The 16,366-nt window shown below is 64.0% G+C and carries 10 protein-coding genes; 6 read left to right on the plus strand and 4 right to left on the minus strand.

Annotated features, from left to right (window positions below):
• Positions 1 to 13 precede the first annotated feature (13 nt).
• The 3 genes from infB (at position 14) to truB (ending at position 4,412) form a co-directional block, all read left to right on the plus strand.
• Complete coding sequence (gene infB / locus AWB81_RS17270; RefSeq protein ID WP_062637489.1) at positions 14 to 2,986, plus strand: translation initiation factor IF-2; 2,973 nt, start codon at positions 14 to 16, stop codon at positions 2,984 to 2,986.
• A 100-nt stretch (positions 2,987 to 3,086) separates the two neighbouring features.
• The gene (gene rbfA / locus AWB81_RS17275) at positions 3,087 to 3,464 is read left to right on the plus strand and encodes a 30S ribosome-binding factor RbfA (RefSeq protein ID WP_062637490.1); all 378 of its coding nucleotides are present in this window, start codon (positions 3,087 to 3,089) and stop codon (positions 3,462 to 3,464) included.
• A 3-nt stretch (positions 3,465 to 3,467) separates the two neighbouring features.
• Positions 3,468 to 4,412, plus strand: a complete 945-nt coding sequence (gene truB / locus AWB81_RS17280) for a tRNA pseudouridine(55) synthase TruB (RefSeq protein WP_062637491.1) — start codon at positions 3,468 to 3,470, stop codon at positions 4,410 to 4,412.
• Between the two features lie 69 nt (positions 4,413 to 4,481).
• Here truB and AWB81_RS17285 read toward each other — a convergent pair whose 3' ends face one another.
• The 4 genes from AWB81_RS17285 to AWB81_RS17300 form a co-directional block, all read right to left on the minus strand.
• The gene (locus AWB81_RS17285; protein WP_062637493.1) at positions 4,482 to 6,044 is read right to left on the minus strand and encodes a DHA2 family efflux MFS transporter permease subunit; all 1,563 of its coding nucleotides are present in this window, start codon (positions 6,042 to 6,044) and stop codon (positions 4,482 to 4,484) included.
• A 24-nt stretch (positions 6,045 to 6,068) separates the two neighbouring features.
• Positions 6,069 to 7,310, minus strand: a complete 1,242-nt coding sequence (locus AWB81_RS17290) for an HlyD family secretion protein (RefSeq protein WP_062637495.1) — start codon at positions 7,308 to 7,310, stop codon at positions 6,069 to 6,071.
• A gap of 58 nt (positions 7,311 to 7,368) precedes the next feature.
• Positions 7,369 to 8,871 carry an efflux transporter outer membrane subunit gene (locus AWB81_RS17295; RefSeq protein ID WP_062637497.1) on the minus strand — a complete coding sequence of 501 codons (1,503 nt, stop codon included), beginning with the start codon at positions 8,869 to 8,871 and terminating at the stop codon, positions 7,369 to 7,371.
• Between the two features lie 75 nt (positions 8,872 to 8,946).
• Positions 8,947 to 9,471: a MarR family winged helix-turn-helix transcriptional regulator gene (locus AWB81_RS17300; protein ID WP_062637499.1), complete on the minus strand. Its 525-nt coding sequence runs from the start codon at positions 9,469 to 9,471 to the stop codon at positions 8,947 to 8,949.
• Positions 9,472 to 9,841: 370 nt separating this feature from the next.
• Here AWB81_RS17300 and typA point away from each other — a divergent pair, with 370 nt between their 5' ends.
• The 3 genes from typA to odhB all read left to right on the plus strand — a co-directional run bounded on the left by typA (position 9,842) and on the right by odhB (position 16,327).
• On the plus strand, positions 9,842 to 11,668 hold the full coding sequence (typA, locus tag AWB81_RS17305; RefSeq protein WP_062637501.1) for a translational GTPase TypA: 1,827 nt from the start codon (positions 9,842 to 9,844) through the stop codon (positions 11,666 to 11,668).
• 342 nt (positions 11,669 to 12,010) lie between these two features.
• Positions 12,011 to 14,869: a 2-oxoglutarate dehydrogenase E1 component gene (locus AWB81_RS17310; protein ID WP_062637503.1), complete on the plus strand. Its 2,859-nt coding sequence runs from the start codon at positions 12,011 to 12,013 to the stop codon at positions 14,867 to 14,869.
• A 138-nt stretch (positions 14,870 to 15,007) separates the two neighbouring features.
• Positions 15,008 to 16,327: a 2-oxoglutarate dehydrogenase complex dihydrolipoyllysine-residue succinyltransferase gene (gene odhB / locus AWB81_RS17315; protein ID WP_062637505.1), complete on the plus strand. Its 1,320-nt coding sequence runs from the start codon at positions 15,008 to 15,010 to the stop codon at positions 16,325 to 16,327.
• Positions 16,328 to 16,366 lie beyond the last annotated feature (39 nt).

Genomic DNA, 16,366 nt, shown 5'->3' on the forward strand with positions numbered 1-16,366 from the left:
TCAAGAGGAATGAATGGCGAGTAACAACGTAGCCCAATTTGCCGCGGAACTCAAAATGCCTGCAGGCGTGTTGCTGGAGCAACTGCAGGCGGCTGGCGTTCAGAAAGCGAGCGCTGACGACGACCTGTCCGAAATGGACAAGGCGCGTCTGCTCGATCATTTGCGCAAGTCGCACGGTTCCGCCGACGCCGACAAGCGCAAGATCACTCTGACCCGCCGGCATACGTCGGAGATCAAGCAATCCGACTCTACGGGTAAAGCTCGCACCATTCAGGTCGAGGTGCGCAAGAAGCGTGTCTTCGTGAAGCGCGACGAACAAGGCGCCGAGCAAGTCGTCGAGGCACAGAATCACGTCGAGGACGAAGTCGACGAAGCTGAATTGCAGCGTCGCGAGGAAGAAGCGCGGCATGCGGCGGAGCTGCTCGAGAAGGAAGCGCAGGAGCTGAAAGAACGCCAGGAGCGCCTCGAGCGCGAAGAGGCGGAGCGCCGTGCGCATGAGGAAGCGGCCGAAGCCGAGCGTCGCCGTGCCGAGGAAGAAGCGGCGAAGCGCGCTGCCGCGATGAAGGAAGCGGCCGAAGTCTCGAAGGCGGCGGCCGCCGCGCGTCAGGAAGTGCGCGCGGAAGCCAAGGCCGACAAGCAGGCTGAGAAGCAAGCCGAGGAACCCGCCAAGCCGGACGCAGCCGCGCAGCAGAACGAAGAGAAGGCCGCCGCCGAGCGTGCCGCTCAGCGCGAAGCCGCCAAGAAGGCGGAGGACGCCGCACGCGCCGCGACCGAAAAGGCGCGCGCCGAGCAGGAACAAATCGCAAAGCGCCGTGCCGCGGCCGAAGCCGAAGCGCGCGCGATCCGCGAAATGATGAACACGCCGCGCAAGGCGCAGCAGGCGAAGCCGGCCGAGCCGGCGCCTGTCGCCAAGCCGGCCGAAGCGGCGAAGGCCGTCGAGGCGAAGGGCACGCTGCACAAGCCGGCGAAGCCGGAAGGCTCAGTGTCTGCACGTCCGGCCGCGGCCAAGAAGCCGGCGGCAGGCGCGCCGGCCACGACCGCACCGTCGTCGCCGGACAAGAAGAAGGCCGGCGGCAAGGGCGGCTGGCAGGACGACGCAGCCAAGCGCCGTGGCATCAAGACCCGCGGCGACACCAGCGGCGGCGTCGATCGCGGCTGGCGCGGCGGTCCGAAGGGACGCGGCAAGCATCAGGATCAGACGACGTTCCAGGCGCCGACCGAACCGATCGTGCGCGAAGTGCACGTGCCGGAAACCATTTCGGTTGCCGATCTGGCGCACAAGATGTCGGTGAAGGCTTCGGAAGTCATCAAGGTGATGATGAAGCTCGGCCAGATGGTCACGATCAACCAGGTGCTCGACCAGGAAACGGCGATGATCGTCGTCGAGGAACTGGGTCACCGTGCGGTCGCGGCAAAGCTGGACGATCCGGAAGCGCTGCTCACCGAAGGCGAAACGACGGAAGAAGCAGGCGAACGCCTGCCGCGCCCGCCGGTCGTCACGGTCATGGGTCACGTCGACCACGGCAAGACGTCGCTGCTCGATTACATCCGTCGCGCGAAAGTGGCGGCGGGCGAAGCGGGCGGGATCACGCAGCATATCGGCGCATACCACGTCGAAACGCCGCGCGGAGTCATCACGTTCCTCGACACGCCGGGTCACGAGGCCTTCACGGCCATGCGTGCGCGCGGTGCGAAGGCAACTGACATCGTGATTCTCGTAGTAGCAGCCGACGACGGCGTGATGCCGCAGACGAAGGAAGCGATCGCCCACGCGAAAGCGGGCGGCGTGCCGATCGTCGTCGCGATCAACAAGATCGACAAGCCGGATGCGCATTCCGAGCGCGTGAAGCAGGAACTCGTCGCGGAAGGCGTCGTGCCGGAAGAGTACGGTGGCGATTCGCCGTTCGTCGAAGTGTCGGCGAAGACAGGTCAGGGCATCGACGACCTGCTGGAAAACGTCTCGCTGCAGGCCGAAGTGCTGGAACTGACGGCGCCGATCGAAGCGCCGGCGAAGGGCCTCGTGATCGAAGCGAAGCTCGACAAGGGCAAGGGTCCGGTTGCAACGATCCTGGTCCAGTCGGGCACGCTCAATCGCGGCGACGTCGTGCTGGCAGGCAGCGCCTACGGTCGCGTGCGCGCGATGCTCGACGAAACCGGCAAGCCGACGAAGTCGGCGGGTCCGTCGATTCCGGTCGAGATCCAGGGTCTGTCGGAAGTGCCGGGTGCGGGCGAGGAAGTCATCGTGCTGCCGGACGAGCGCAAGGCGCGCGAAATCGCGCTGTTCCGTCAAGGCAAGTTCCGCGACGTCAAGCTCGCGAAGCAGCAGGCCGCGAAGCTCGAAAACATGCTCGAGCAGATGGGCGAAGGCGAAGTGCAGAATCTGCCGCTCATCGTCAAGGCCGACGTGCAGGGTTCGCAGGAAGCGCTGGTGCAATCGCTGCAAAAGCTGTCGACCAACGAAGTGCGCGTGCAGATCGTGCACAGCGCGGTCGGCGCGATCAGCGAATCGGACGTCAACCTCGCGACGGCGTCGAAGGCGGTCATCATCGGCTTCAACACCCGTGCGGATGCACAGGCGCGCAAGGTGGCCGAGTCGAACGGCATCGATATTCGCTACTACAACATCATCTATGACGCTGTGGATGAGGTGAAGGCAGCGATGTCCGGCATGCTGTCGCCGGAGAAGCGCGAAGTCGTGACCGGCATGGTCGAAGTGCGCCAGGTGATCCGCGTGCCGAAGGTCGGCCTGATCGCGGGTTGTATGGTCACGGACGGCGTCGTCAAGCGCAGCTCGTCGGTGCGCGTGATCCGCAACAACGTCGTGATCCATACCGGCGAACTCGATTCGCTCAAGCGCTTCAAGGATGACGTGAAGGAAGTCCGTCAGGGCTTCGAGTGCGGCATGTCGATCAAGAACTTCAACGACATCGTCGAAGGCGACCAGTTCGAAGTGTTCGAAGTCACCGAAGTGGCTCGTACGCTGTAAGATTGCCCGCCGTAAATCAAGGCGGAGCGGGCCTCTAGGTCCGCTCCGTTTTTTTTATGGGCGCGGCACGGCAACACGGCACGACAATAAGGGAAACATCATGGCCAAGAAACGTACCTCACCGAATCGCAACGTGCAGATCGCGGATCAGATCCAGCGCGATCTGTCCGAGTTGATGCGCGAGGTGAAGGACCCGCGCGTCGGAATGGTGACGATCCAGAGCGTCGAACTGACGCCGGATTATGCGCACGCGAAGGTCTATTTCACGACGCTGACGGGCGATCCGCAGCAGACGCAGGACGGCCTGAATCACGCGGCCGGGCACCTGCACAACCTTCTTTTCAAGCGCCTGCATATCCACACGGTCCCGACGCTGCATTTCCACTATGACCAGACGATCGAGCGCGCGGTCGAAATGTCGAAGCTGATCGACGAGGCCAACGCCACGCGCGCGAAGGACGACGAGGAAGGTGCCTGACCGATGAAGGGTTCGAATGGTCCGGCGCGTCCGAAGATTCCGCGCCGTGCGCTCGACGGCGTGTTGCTGCTCGACAAGCCGCTCGGCCTGTCGAGCAACGATGCGCTGATCCGCGCGAAGCGTCTCTATCTGGCGAAGAAGGCGGGGCATACAGGCACGCTCGATCCGCTCGCGACCGGTCTTCTGCCGCTTTGTTTCGGCGAGGCGACGAAGTTTTCGCAGGATCTGCTCGAAGCCGACAAGACGTACGAGGCGACGATGCGCCTCGGCATCCGCACGACGACGGGCGATGCGGAAGGCGAAGCGCTCGAAACGCGCGAGGTGACGTGCGACGAACCGGCGGTCCTGGCGGCGATGGAAAAGTTTCGCGGTGAGATCACGCAAGTCCCGCCGATGTATTCGGCGCTCAAACGCGACGGCAAGCCGCTTTACGAATACGCACGTGCCGGGCAGACGGTGGAACGCGAGGGCCGTCAGGTGACGATTCACGCGCTGGAACTGATCTCCTGTGCGCTGCCGATGGTGACGTTTCGCGTGACGTGCAGCAAAGGTACGTATGTGCGCACGCTCGCGGAGGATATCGGCGAGACGCTCGGTTGCGGCGCGCATCTCGTGGCGTTGCGGCGCACCGGCGTCGGCGCGCTGACGCTCGAACACGCGGCGACGCTCGACGCGTTGTCGGATGCGGAGCAGGCGGAGCGCGATCGCTGGTTGCAGCCGGTCGATGCGCTGCTCTCGACGTTTCCGTCTGTCCATCTCGATGCCGATGCGGCGCGCCGCTTCCTGCACGGCCAGCGGTTGAGGCTGTCAGAGGTGTCGGCGGAACCGCTCGAAGACGGCCGCGTGCGTGTCTACACGGTCGAGGGCGCGAGGCTGCTCGGCGTCGCGAAGGCGGGCGAGGGCGTGCTGGCGCCCGAGCGGCTGGTGGTCAGCGCGACGTCGGACTGAGTCGAGCGCAGTAAAGCAAAAGCCCGGAGCGAATCCGGGCTTTTTCACATCCGCGCGAGGCGAAGCGGGTCAATGTGCCGCCGAAGCCGCCGCAGCCGAATCTCCGCCGCCGGCCCGCTCGGGCTTGGTGATCCAGATCAGCGCGATCAGCGCGACGAAAATCCCCGCCGACAGATAGAACAGGTCGTTGACGCCGAGTTGCGCGGCCTGTTGCGTCGCCATGCTGTTGTAGAGCCCATAGGCCTGCGACTGGTCGAGCCCGGCCGCGCCCATCATCTGCCCGACCGAACTGGCGAACGTCGGGTTGTACGCGTTCGCTTGCTCGACGAGCTGCGCGTGATGCACGATCGACCGATGCTCCCACGCCGTCGAAAAAATCGACGTGCCGATGCCGCCGCACATGATCCGCACGAAGTTCGACAGACCCGACGCTGCCGGAATCCGGTGCCCCGGCAGCCCGGACAGCGTGATCGACACGAGCGGGATGAAGAACCCGGCCATGCCGATGCCCTGAATCAGCGTCGGCATCATCAGCGAGAACGTGTCGACGCCCGTCGTGTAGCGCGAGCGCATCCAGAAGCAGAGCGCAAACACGAGGAACGCGGCCGTCGCGATCTTGCGCGGATCGGTGCGTGGCAGGAATTTGCCCGTCACCGGCGACAGGAGAATCGCGAACACGCCGACCGGCGCCATCACGAGCCCGGCGTCGGTCGCCGTATAGCCGATATCGGTTTGCAGCCACAGAGGCAACAGCACCAGGTTGCCGAAGTAGAGCCCATAGCCGATCGACAGCGCGATCGTCCCGCCGGTGAAGTTGCGCAGCTTGAAGAGCGACAGATCGACCACCGGATGCTCCGCCGTCAACTCCCATACGATGAAGAAAGCGAGCGCGATCACGGCGATCAGCGTCAGCACGACGATCGTGGTGGAATTGAACCAGTCGAGGTCCTTGCCCTTGTCGAGCATGACCTGCAGCGAGCCGACCCAGATCACCAGCAGCGCGAGGCCCACGGTGTCGATCGGCGCCTTGCGGATCGCCGAATCGCGGTCGCGGAAGATCGCGAACGTCGCGAGTGCGGCCGCGATGCCGACCGGAATGTTGACGTAGAAGATCCACGGCCAGGAAATGTTGTCCGAGATCCAGCCGCCGAGAATCGGGCCGGCGACAGGCGCGATCAGCGTGGTCATCGACCACATCGACAAGGCGATCGGCGCCTTCGAGCGTGGATAGCTCGCGAGCAGCAGGGTTTGCGAAAGCGGGATCATCGGGCCCGCGACGGCGCCCTGGAACACGCGTGCGGCCAGCAGGAACGGCAGCGTCGGCGCGAGCCCGCAGAGCCACGACGCGATCACGAACAGCACGATCGACGAAAGGAACAGCCGGACTTGTCCGAAGCGCTGCGTGAGCCAGCCGGTGAGCGGTACCGAGATGGCGTTGGCGACCGCGAAGGACGTGATGACCCACGTTCCCTGGTCGGACGCCACACCGAGGTCGCCCGAGATCGACGGAATCGAGACGTTCGCAATCGACGTGTCGAGGACGTTCATGAACACCGCGAGCGAAACCGCGATCGTGCCGATCACGAGCTTCGCGCCTTCGAGCGGCGGATGAACGACGTTTTGCTGAGACATGTAACGGAGCCTTGTGCGGGTTGCTTACATCAGCTTCGAAGCCTGAGCCGACTTCGACGGGCGAGCAGCCGAAGCCGCCGCGCCTGGCGCGCCGTGTCCCGAGCCGGCGTTCTCCTGGATGATGCGGGCGATTTCCGCGTCCGCCTGATCGCCGTATTTGTCGAAGACATTCGTCTGGTAGACGGTGTTCGGCGCGGTGCCGAGCTGGCCGCCGCCCTCGTTCTTGATGGTCACGTCGGCATTCATCGAGAGGCCGATGCGCAGCGGATGCTGTTCCAGTTCCTTCGGATCGAGCGCGATCCGCACCGGCAGGCGTTGAACGACCTTGATCCAGTTGCCGGTGGCGTTTTGCGCGGGCAGCAGCGAGAACGCGGAGCCGGTGCCGGCCGAGAAGCCGATCACCTTGCCGTGATAGACGACGCTCGAGCCGTAGAGGTCGGCGGTCAGTTCGACCGGCTGGCCGATGCGCATGTGCTTCAGCTGCACTTCCTTGAAGTTGGCATCGACCCAGACGGCGTTGAGCGGCACGATCGCCATCAGCGGATTGCCCGGCGACACGCGCTGGCCGACCTGCACCGAGCGCTTCGCGACATAGCCCGTGACCGGCGCCGGCAGCGTGTTGCGCGCGTAGTTGATATACGAATCGCGGACTTTCGCGGCAGCGGCGAGCACGTTCGGGTGGCTCGCGATCGTCGTGTTCGACGTGAGCGAACGGTTCGACGCCAGTTCCTGCTGGGCGGAGTCGAGCGCGGCCTGGGCGCCGCGCACGGCGTCGCGGGCGTGCGAGATTTCTTCCTGCGACACGGCGCCCGTCTGCGCGACCGTCATGCGGCGGCGCAGGTCGTCCTGCGCGCGCGACAGGTCCGACTTGCGCAGCGCGACTTGCGCTTCGTACTGGTTGTCGTTGACGAACAGCGTGCGGACCTGGCGCACCGTCTGCGCGAGATTTGCCTCGGCCTGATCGAGCGCGACCTTGGAGTCGGCCGGATCGAGTGCGACGAGCGGGTCGCCGATCTTGACCGTCTGTGTGTCGTCGGCGTTCACCGAGACGACCGTGCCGACCACTTGCGGCGTGATCTGCACGACGTTGCCGTTCACGTAGGCGTCGTCGGTCGCTTCATGGAAGCGCGCGACGAGGAAGTAGTACAGCCCGTACGCGACGGCCGCGATGATGATGACGAGCACGATCAGCGTCATCAGCGTGCGGCGCTTCGTGTTGTTCGTCTTCGGCGCCGGTGCGGCGGCGGTTTGTTGAGGGTCGCTCATGGATGGCTCCGTTCTTTATGCTGTTCGGTGATGCGATGTTCTTTGGTCTGCCGCGGGTTTACTTGGCAGGCGCGGCGTTCGCCGCCTGCGTCTGGCCGCTGCCGTCGATGGCGAAATTCGTGCCCGTCGCATCGAAGCCGCCGCCGAGCGCCTTGATGAGGCCGATTTGCAGGTCGCGGCGCCTCATCTTCAGGTTCGTCACGGTCTGCTCGTTCGCGAGACGGTTTTCGTCGGCGGAGAGCACCTGCAACTGCGGCGACAGGCCTGCCTTGTAGCGGATCACGGCGAGGTCGTAGGCATGCGTCGCGGCATCGAGCGCGCGTTCGGCGTCGCCCATCTGGCGATCGAGCGAGCGGATCGCGGCCACCTGCGTCGCGACGTCGTTCAGCGCGTTGATGAGCGTCTGGTTGTAGTTCGCGATGTCGAGGTCGAAATCGGCGTAGCGGCCCTTCAGTTGCGAGCGCAGATAGCCGGCGTCGAAAATCGGCAGGTGGATGGCCGGGCCCGCCTGGATCTGACGGCTGCTGGCGGTCAGGAATTTGCTCCAGCCGAACGCATCGAAGCCGAACGCGGCCGCGAGATTGATGTCCGGGAAGAACTCGGCCTTCGCTTCCTTCACGTTTTGCGTCGCGGCTTCGACCTGCCAGCGCGCGGCGACGATGTCCGGGCGGCGCGACACGAGGTCGGCGGGCACGTTGTCCGGCAACGAGATGACGATCTGCGGATTCACGACCGGCTTGGCAATCTGCAGTCCGCGATCCGGCCCCTTGCCGAGCAGCGCGCCCAGCTGGTAGCGCACGGTCGTGATCTGGCCGTCGAGTTCGGTCAGGTTCGACTGGCTCGTCGCGATATTGCCCTCGGCCGTGCGGCGTTCGACGTTGGTGTCGAGGCCCGCCGTGACGCGCCCGTTCGTGATGCGTCCGACGTTGTCGCGGTTGGCGATCTCGCGCTGGGCGACGTCGCGCAGCGCGTAGAGCAGCGCGAGCTGGTTATAGGTGCGCGCCACCGACGCGGCGAGCGTCACGCGCGCCTGCTGCATGTCGGCCTCGGCGGATTTTTCCTGCGACACCGCCATGTTCAGGCGCGCGCGGTTCTTGCCCCAAAGGTCGAGCTCCCAGGTCGCGCTGACGAGCGCGTTGTTCTCGCTGTACCACGTGCCGCCGTAGGGCGGCGGGAAGAGGGCGTTGGCCGAATAGAGCTCGCGGGTCCACGAATACTGGCCGGTCACCTTCGGATAGAGACTCGAACGCGAACTCTCGATATACGACGACGCCTTTCCAATCCGCGCCTGCGCCTGGGCAATCGAGGGGCTGCCGGCGAGCGCCTCGTCGATCAGTTGCGGCAATTGCGGATCGCCGAACTGCGTCGCCCAGTCGAACGACGGCCACTGGCCGCCTTGCGCGGGCAGGCTTTGCGTGCTTTCGAGCGATTCAGGCGCGGTGAGCTGCTTGTCGCTGCTGATACCGGAGTAATTTGCACAGCCGGCGAGCGCGAGCGCCGCGACCGCCACGGCAAGCGCGCCACGCGAAGCGCAGGGCGCGGACGAGGAGATGCGTTTCATCGCTCGGCTCATACGGTTTGACGGATGGTGGACATTGCAATCAATTTCTTTCAGATTCATGACGAAAGTTTGTTGTCAGCGCAATGGTGAGCCGGCGGTTTTGTCGGCCGCGGCGCTCGCGAGCGCGGTGCAGCTCGGATCGCAGGAATTGGCGAGAATGCGTCGCAGCAGGCTCTTCAGGAAGCCGACTTCTTCGGGCGAGAAGCCCATCAAAAGCTTGTCGAGCACGCGCGTGAAGATTGCGGGAATCTTCTCGGCGAGCGCGTAGCCTTCGGGCGTGAGCGCGAGCCGGACGACGCGGCGGTCCTCGTCGCTGCGCACGCGCGACAGGAGGTCGCGCTTTTCCAGCCGGTCGATGAGCCGCGTGACGGCGCTCGCATCGATGCCGTATTCGCGGGCGAGATCGGCGGCCGTCAGGCTTTTTCCGGCGGCGAGCATGAACACCATGCTCGCCTGCGTGCTGGTGATGCCGAGTTCGGCGGAAGTGTGCTGGTTGACCATGTTCCACATGGTCGATCGCACGCGGCTGACCAGATAGCCGACGCTTTCGCCAAGCTGATACTCACCGATGGGTGACGGGAGAGTGGGCGCGTCGCTCATGGATTCTCATGCGGTTGCAATAGTTGACTAGGCAGGATTATAGGTGTGGTCCTTTGACGCGGCAAGCAGTTTATGAGAACGCTTAAAAGTGCGCTCCGGGCCGCCCGACAAGCTTTTCGTAAGATTTCGGCCGGTGTGCGGATAGACTGCCGCGCGGCTCGGATTCCGGGTTATGTCCTATTGTCAAAAGCGCTCGAAGGCAGACACATCCGCGTGCTATAATTTTGGGTTCCCATTGCGCCAATGATCGATTCAGACGACGAGCGATTCAGACCTCGAGCTGCCGATCCGGGCCATTCAGCCGATCCCTGTTAGAGAGATCGCTTGGGCTGAGCAGGCTCGCACCACGGCGCCCAACTGCAGATATCCTATGACTCGCGCCCTTCGCAACATCGCCATCATTGCCCACGTCGACCACGGCAAGACTACGCTCGTCGACCAACTGCTTCGCCAGTCGGGCACGTTCCGAGAAAACCAGCAGATCGCCGAGCGCGTCATGGACTCGAACGACATCGAAAAGGAACGTGGCATCACGATTCTTGCGAAGAACTGCGCGGTCGAATACGAAGGCACGCACATCAACATCGTCGACACGCCCGGACACGCGGACTTCGGCGGTGAAGTGGAGCGCGTGCTGTCGATGGTCGACTCGGTGCTCCTGCTCGTCGACGCCGTCGAAGGCCCGATGCCGCAGACGCGCTTCGTCACGAAGAAGGCGCTCGCGCTCGGCCTCAAGCCGATCGTCGTGATCAACAAGGTGGACCGTCCGGGCGCGCGTATCGACTGGGTGATCAACCAGACCTTCGATCTCTTCGACAAGCTGGGCGCAACCGAAGAGCAACTCGACTTCCCGATCGTCTACGCGTCGGGCCTGAACGGCTACGCCAGCCTCGACCCGGAAACGCGCGACGGCAACATGCGCCCCCTCTTCGAAGCCATTCTGGAACACGTGCCGGTCCGCCCGGCCGACCCGGATGCGCCGCTGCAGCTTCAGATCACGTCGCTCGACTATTCGACGTATGTTGGCCGGATCGGCGTGGGCCGTGTGGCACGCGGCCGCATCAAGCCCGGCATGGCGGTCGCCGTGCGCTCGGGCCCGGATGGCGCGATCATCAACCGCAAGATCAACCAGGTGCTGTCGTTCCGCGGCCTCGAACGCGTGCAGGTGGAAGAAGCGCAGGCGGGCGACATCGTGCTGATCAACGGCATCGATGAAATCGGCATCGGCGTCACCATTTGCGCGCCGGAAGCACCGGAAGCGCTGCCGATGATCACCGTCGACGAACCGACGCTCACGATGAACTTCCTCGTGAACTCGTCGCCGCTCGCGGGCCGCGAAGGCAAGTTCGTGACGAGCCGCCAGATTCGCGACCGTCTGATGAAGGAACTGAACCACAACGTGGCGCTGCGCGTGAAGGAAACCGGCGACGAAACCACGTTCGAAGTGGCGGGCCGGGGCGAGTTGCACCTGACGATTCTCGTCGAGAACATGCGCCGCGAAGGCTATGAACTCGCGGTGTCGCGTCCGCGCGTGGTGATGCAGGAAATCGACGGCGTGAAGCACGAGCCGTACGAAAACCTGACCGTCGACATGGAAGACGGCCACCAGGGCGGCGTGATGGAAGAACTCGGCCGCCGCAAGGGCGAAATGCTCGACATGGCGTCGGACGGACGCGGCCGCACGCGTCTCGAATACCGCATTTCGGCGCGTGGCCTGATCGGCTTCCAGAGCGAGTTCCTGACGCTCACGCGCGGCACGGGCCTGATGAGCCACACGTTCGATTCGTACGCGCCCGTCAAGGAAGGCGCGGTCGGCGAGCGCCGGAACGGCGTGCTGATTTCGCAGGACGACGGCGCCGCCGTCGCCTATGCGCTGTGGAAGCTGCAGGACCGCGGCCGCATGTTCGTGTCGCCGGGCGATGCGCTGTATGAAGGCATGATCATCGGCATCCACAGCCGCGACAACGACCTCGTCGTGAACCCGATCAAGGGCAAGCAGCTGACCAACGTGCGCTCGTCGGGCACCGACGAAGCCGTGCGCCTCGTGCCGCCGATCCAGATGTCGCTGGAATACGCGGTCGAATTCATCGACGAGGACGAACTCGTCGAAGTGACGCCGCAGTCGATTCGCCTGCGCAAGCGCCACCTGAAGGAACACGAGCGCCGCCGCGCGAGCCGCGAAGGCGCCGTCGACTGAGCCTGACGCCTGGTATATCTCCAGCGAAAGCCGCCTTCGGGCGGCTTTTTCTTTATCCGCCAGATGTTGCGGCCGAGGTTCCGCTCATTGTTCCGCGTGATGCAAAGGGCACTTGCTTTATGCACCGAACGGCCCCAGATGCCCGTTGTGACGAGCTGCCGGGCTGCGACCATCGGCTATGTCGACTATGTGTTCTGTGCTATGCTAGCCCGATGTGTTGCCGATTTTTAGGTCCTTCCAAGCAGACTTGATTCGCGCAATCCGCTAAACGGTCAGGCCGTGTTGCGGAAGGTTTCTTAACCCGCTATTTCTCGAGAAACTCGAAGAAAGGTGAGCGTAAAAATGATGAAGCAATTCCAGTCGAACTCTTATCTGTTCGGCGGCAATGCTCCGTACGTCGAAGAGTTGTACGAAGCTTATCTGGATAATCCCGCGTCCGTTCCGGATACCTGGCGTGATTATTTCGACGCGTTGCAGAACGTGCCCGCCTCCGACGGCACGGCTCACAACGACGTGGCCCATGGCCCGATCGTCGAATCGTTTGCACAGCGCGCGAAGGCCAATGCCTTCATCCCGCGTGAAGCTGCAGGCGACCTGGCCACCGCGCGCAAGCAAGTCTACGTTCAATCCCTGATCGGCGCGTACCGGTTCCTCGGCTCGCAATGGGCGAATCTCGATCCGCTCAAGCGCCGTGAACGTCCGCATATCCCCGAGCTCGAACCTGCGTTCTACGACTTCACCGAAGCCGACATGGACCAGACGTTCCATGCCCAGAACCTGTACTTCGGCTTCGAGCAGGCGTCGCTGCGCGAGATCGTCAAGGCGCTGCGCGACACGTACTGCGGCACGATCGGCGCCGAGTTCATGTACATCAGCGACCCGGAACAGAAGCGCTGGTGGAAGGAAAAGCTCGAATCGATCCGTTCGACGCCGAATTTCACGCCCGAAAAGAAGAAGCATATCCTGAACCGCCTGACGGCCTCCGAAGGCCTCGAGCGCTTCCTGCACACCAAGTACGTCGGCCAGAAGCGCTTCTCGCTGGAAGGCGGCGAAAGCTTCATCGCGTCGATGGACGAAGTCGTGCGTCACGCGGGCAAGAACGGCGTCCAGGAAATCGTGATCGGCATGGCCCACCGCGGTCGCCTGAACGTGCTCGTGAACACGCTCGGCAAGATGCCGGCGGACCTTTTCGCCGAATTCGAAGGCAAGCACGTCGATGACCTGCCGGCCGGCGACGTGAAATACCACAAGGGCTTCTCATCGGACGTGTCGACGGACGGCGGCCCGGTTCACCTGTCGCTCGCGTTCAATCCGTCGCACCTCGAAATCGTCAACCCGGTGGTCGAAGGGTCGGCGAAGGCGCGCATGGACCGTCGCGGCGACGAAAACGGCATGCAGGTGCTGCCGGTGCAGATCCACGGCGACGCGGCGTTCGCGGGCCAGGGCGTCGTGATGGAAACGCTGAACCTCGCGCAGACGCGCGGCTACGGCACGCACGGCACGCTCCACATCGTCATCAACAACCAGATCGGCTTCACGACGTCGGACCCGCGCGACTCGCGCTCGACGCTGTATTGCTCGGACGTGGTCAAGATGATCGAGGCGCCGGTGCTGCACGTGAACGGCGACGATCCCGAAGCGGTCGTGCTCGCCACGCAGCTCGCCATCGACTTCCGGATGCAGTTCCACAAGGATGTCGTGATCGACATCATCTGCTTCCGCAAGCTCGGCCACAACGAGCAGGACACGCCGGCCGTCACGCAGCCGCTGATGTACAAGACGATCGCGAAGCACCCTGGCACCCGCGCGCTGTACGCGGAAAAGCTCGTGCAGCAGGGCGTGATCACGGCTGAAGACGCCGACAACTACGTCAAGGCGTATCGTCAGGCGATGGACGAAGGCCATCACACCATCGATCCGGTGCTCTCGAACTACAAGAGCAAGTACGCGGTGGACTGGGTGCCGTTCCTGAACCGCAAGTGGACCGACGCCGCCGATACGGCCGTGCCGCTCGCGGAACTCAAGCGCCTCGCCGAACGTATCACGACGATCCCCGATAACTTCAAGGTGCATCCGCTCGTCGAGCGCGTGATCAACGATCGTCGCGCGATGGGCCGTGGCGAATCGAAGCTCGACTGGGGCATGGGCGAGCATCTGGCGTTCGCGTCGCTGGTCGCTTCGGGCTACGCCGTGCGCCTGACGGGTCAGGACTCGGGCCGCGGCACGTTCACGCACCGCCACGCCGTCCTGCACGATCAGAACCGCGAGCGCTGGAACGACGGCACGTATATCCCGCTGCAGAACATCGCCGAAGGTCAGGCGAAGTTCTCGGTGATCGACTCGGTGCTGTCGGAAGAAGCGGTGCTCGGCTTCGAGTACGGCTATTCGACCGCTGAGCCGAACACGTTCGTCGCATGGGAAGCGCAGTTCGGCGACTTCGTGAACGGCGCGCAGGTCGTGATCGACCAGTTCATCTCGTCGGGCGAAGTGAAGTGGGGCCGCGTCTCGGGTCTCACGATGCTCTTGCCGCATGGCTACGAAGGCCAGGGTCCGGAGCACTCGTCGGCGCGTATCGAGCGCTTCCTGCAACTGTGCGCGGATCACAACATGCAAGTGGTCCAGCCGACCACGCCGGCGCAGATCTTCCACCTGCTACGCCGCCAGATGATCCGCTTGTTCAGGAAGCCGCTCATCATCGCGACGCCGAAGTCGCTCTTGCGTCACAAGGAAGCGGTGTCGGATCTGTCGGATCTGTCGAAGGGTTCGTTCCAGCCGGTGATCGGCGAAGTCGACGAAGCCATCGAGCCGAAGAAGGTCAAGCGCGTCGTGGTCTGCTCGGGCCGCGTGTACTACGACCTGGTCGCGCATCGCCGCGAAGCGAAGTCGAACGACGTTGCCATCGTGCGTATCGAGCAGCTTTATCCGTTCGCTCACAAGCAGTTCGACGCGGAGCTCAAGAAGTACGAAAACGCGACCGAAGTAGTCTGGGTGCAGGACGAGCCGCAGAATCAGGGCGCCTGGTTCTACATCGAGCATCACCTGCGCGACGGCATGAAGGAAGGTCAGAAGCTGGCATACAGCGGACGTCCGGCTTCGGCATCGCCGGCTGTCGGCTACTACGCGAAGCACTACGAGCAGCAGAAGGCGCTGGTCGAAGGTGCATTCGGCCGCCTGAAGGGCGCGCAGACGATCGCGAAGTAAAGGCGCAAAGAACCGGGCAAGCCTGAAGCAGGCGGGTCCGGTTCTCCCGTATGGCCGTGTCGCGGCGCTCGCAACCGTTCGATGCGCGCACCGGCCGCCGGGTTCGTACTCACAAGACACGTATTAGGACAATTCAGAATGGCTATTGTAGAAGTCAAGGTTCCCCAGCTTTCCGAATCGGTTTCGGAAGCCACGATGCTGCAGTGGAAGAAGAAGCCCGGTGAAGCCGTCGCGCAAGACGAAATCCTCATCGAAATCGAAACCGACAAGGTCGTGCTGGAAGTGCCCGCGCCGTCCGCCGGCGTGCTCGCGCAAGTGATCAAGCATGACGGCGACATCGTGACCGCCGACGAACTCATCGCCAAGATCGACACGGAAGCGAAAGCGGGCGAAGCGCCTGCCGCCGTCGCCGCAGCGGGCGACGCCGAAGTGAAGCCGGCGCCCGTGGCAGCGGAAGCCGCAGCGCCCGCACAAGCGGCTCAGGCAACGGGTTCAAGCGGCACGGCATCGCCGGCTGCGAACAAGATCCTCGCGGAGAAGGGTGTGTCGGCCGATCAGGTCGCGGGCTCGGGCCGCGACGGCCGCGTGACCAAGGGTGACGCGCTCGCCGCCCCGATGGGCGCACCCGGCGTTTCGTCGGCACCCGCAGCTGCACCGGCTGCGAAGGCCGCGCCCGCGGCGGCACCGGCCGCTCGCCCCGCCAAGCCGTCCCTGCCGGACGTCAAGGCACCGGCCTCCGCCGATCAGTGGATCAAGGACCGCCCGGAACAACGCGTGCCGATGTCGCGTCTGCGTGCGCGTATCGCCGAGCGTCTGCTGGAGTCGCAGCAGACCAACGCCATCCTGACGACGTTCAACGAAGTCAACATGGCGCCGGTCATGGACCTGCGCAACAAGTACAAGGACCGCTTCGAGAAGGAACATGGCGTGAAGCTCGGTTTCATGTCGTTCTTCGTGAAGGCAGCCGTTCACGCGCTGAAGAAGTTCCCGCTCGTGAACGCGTCGATCGATGGTAACGACATCGTCTATCACGGCTACTTCGACATCGGTATCGCGGTCGGTTCGCCGCGCGGACTGGTGGTGCCGATCCTGCGCAACGCCGACCAGATGAGCCTCGCCGACATCGAGAAGAAGATCGCCGAATTCGGCCAGAAGGCGAAGGACGGCAAGCTGTCCATCGAGGAAATGACGGGCGGCACGTTCTCGATCTCGAATGGCGGCGTGTTCGGCTCGATGCTCTCGACGCCGATCATCAACCCGCCGCAGTCCGCGATTCTCGGCGTGCACGCGACGAAGGAGCGCGCCGTGGTCGAAAACGGCCAGATCGTGATCCGTCCGATGAACTATCTGGCGCTGTCCTACGACCACCGGATCATCGACGGCCGCGAAGCCGTGCTGTCGCTTGTTGCCATGAAGGACGCGCTGGAAGATCCGGCCCGCCTGCTGCTCGATCTGTAAAAAAAACACTCAAGGACGCACGGCGCGCGGGAGGGGCTC

Origin of the sequence: Caballeronia arationis (genome assembly GCF_001544975.2) — a bacterium.
GTDB classification, from domain to species: domain Bacteria; phylum Pseudomonadota; class Gammaproteobacteria; order Burkholderiales; family Burkholderiaceae; genus Caballeronia; species Caballeronia arationis.

Bases quoted from the DNA above. Each gene is read 5' to 3' on its own strand.
- infB (WP_062637489.1), top strand. From the start codon at position 14: ATGGCGAGTAACAACGTAGCCCAATTTGCCGCGGAACTCAAAATGCCT.
- rbfA (WP_062637490.1), top strand. From the start codon at position 3,087: ATGGCCAAGAAACGTACCTCACCGAATCGCAACGTGCAGATCGCGGAT.
- truB (WP_062637491.1), top strand. From the start codon at position 3,468: ATGAAGGGTTCGAATGGTCCGGCGCGTCCGAAGATTCCGCGCCGTGCG.
- AWB81_RS17285 (WP_062637493.1), bottom strand. From the start codon at position 6,044: ATGTCTCAGCAAAACGTCGTTCATCCGCCGCTCGAAGGCGCGAAGCTC.
- AWB81_RS17290 (WP_062637495.1), bottom strand. From the start codon at position 7,310: ATGAGCGACCCTCAACAAACCGCCGCCGCACCGGCGCCGAAGACGAAC.
- AWB81_RS17295 (WP_062637497.1), bottom strand. From the start codon at position 8,871: ATGAAACGCATCTCCTCGTCCGCGCCCTGCGCTTCGCGTGGCGCGCTT.
- AWB81_RS17300 (WP_062637499.1), bottom strand. From the start codon at position 9,471: ATGAGCGACGCGCCCACTCTCCCGTCACCCATCGGTGAGTATCAGCTT.
- typA (WP_062637501.1), top strand. From the start codon at position 9,842: ATGACTCGCGCCCTTCGCAACATCGCCATCATTGCCCACGTCGACCAC.
- AWB81_RS17310 (WP_062637503.1), top strand. From the start codon at position 12,011: ATGATGAAGCAATTCCAGTCGAACTCTTATCTGTTCGGCGGCAATGCT.
- odhB (WP_062637505.1), top strand. From the start codon at position 15,008: ATGGCTATTGTAGAAGTCAAGGTTCCCCAGCTTTCCGAATCGGTTTCG.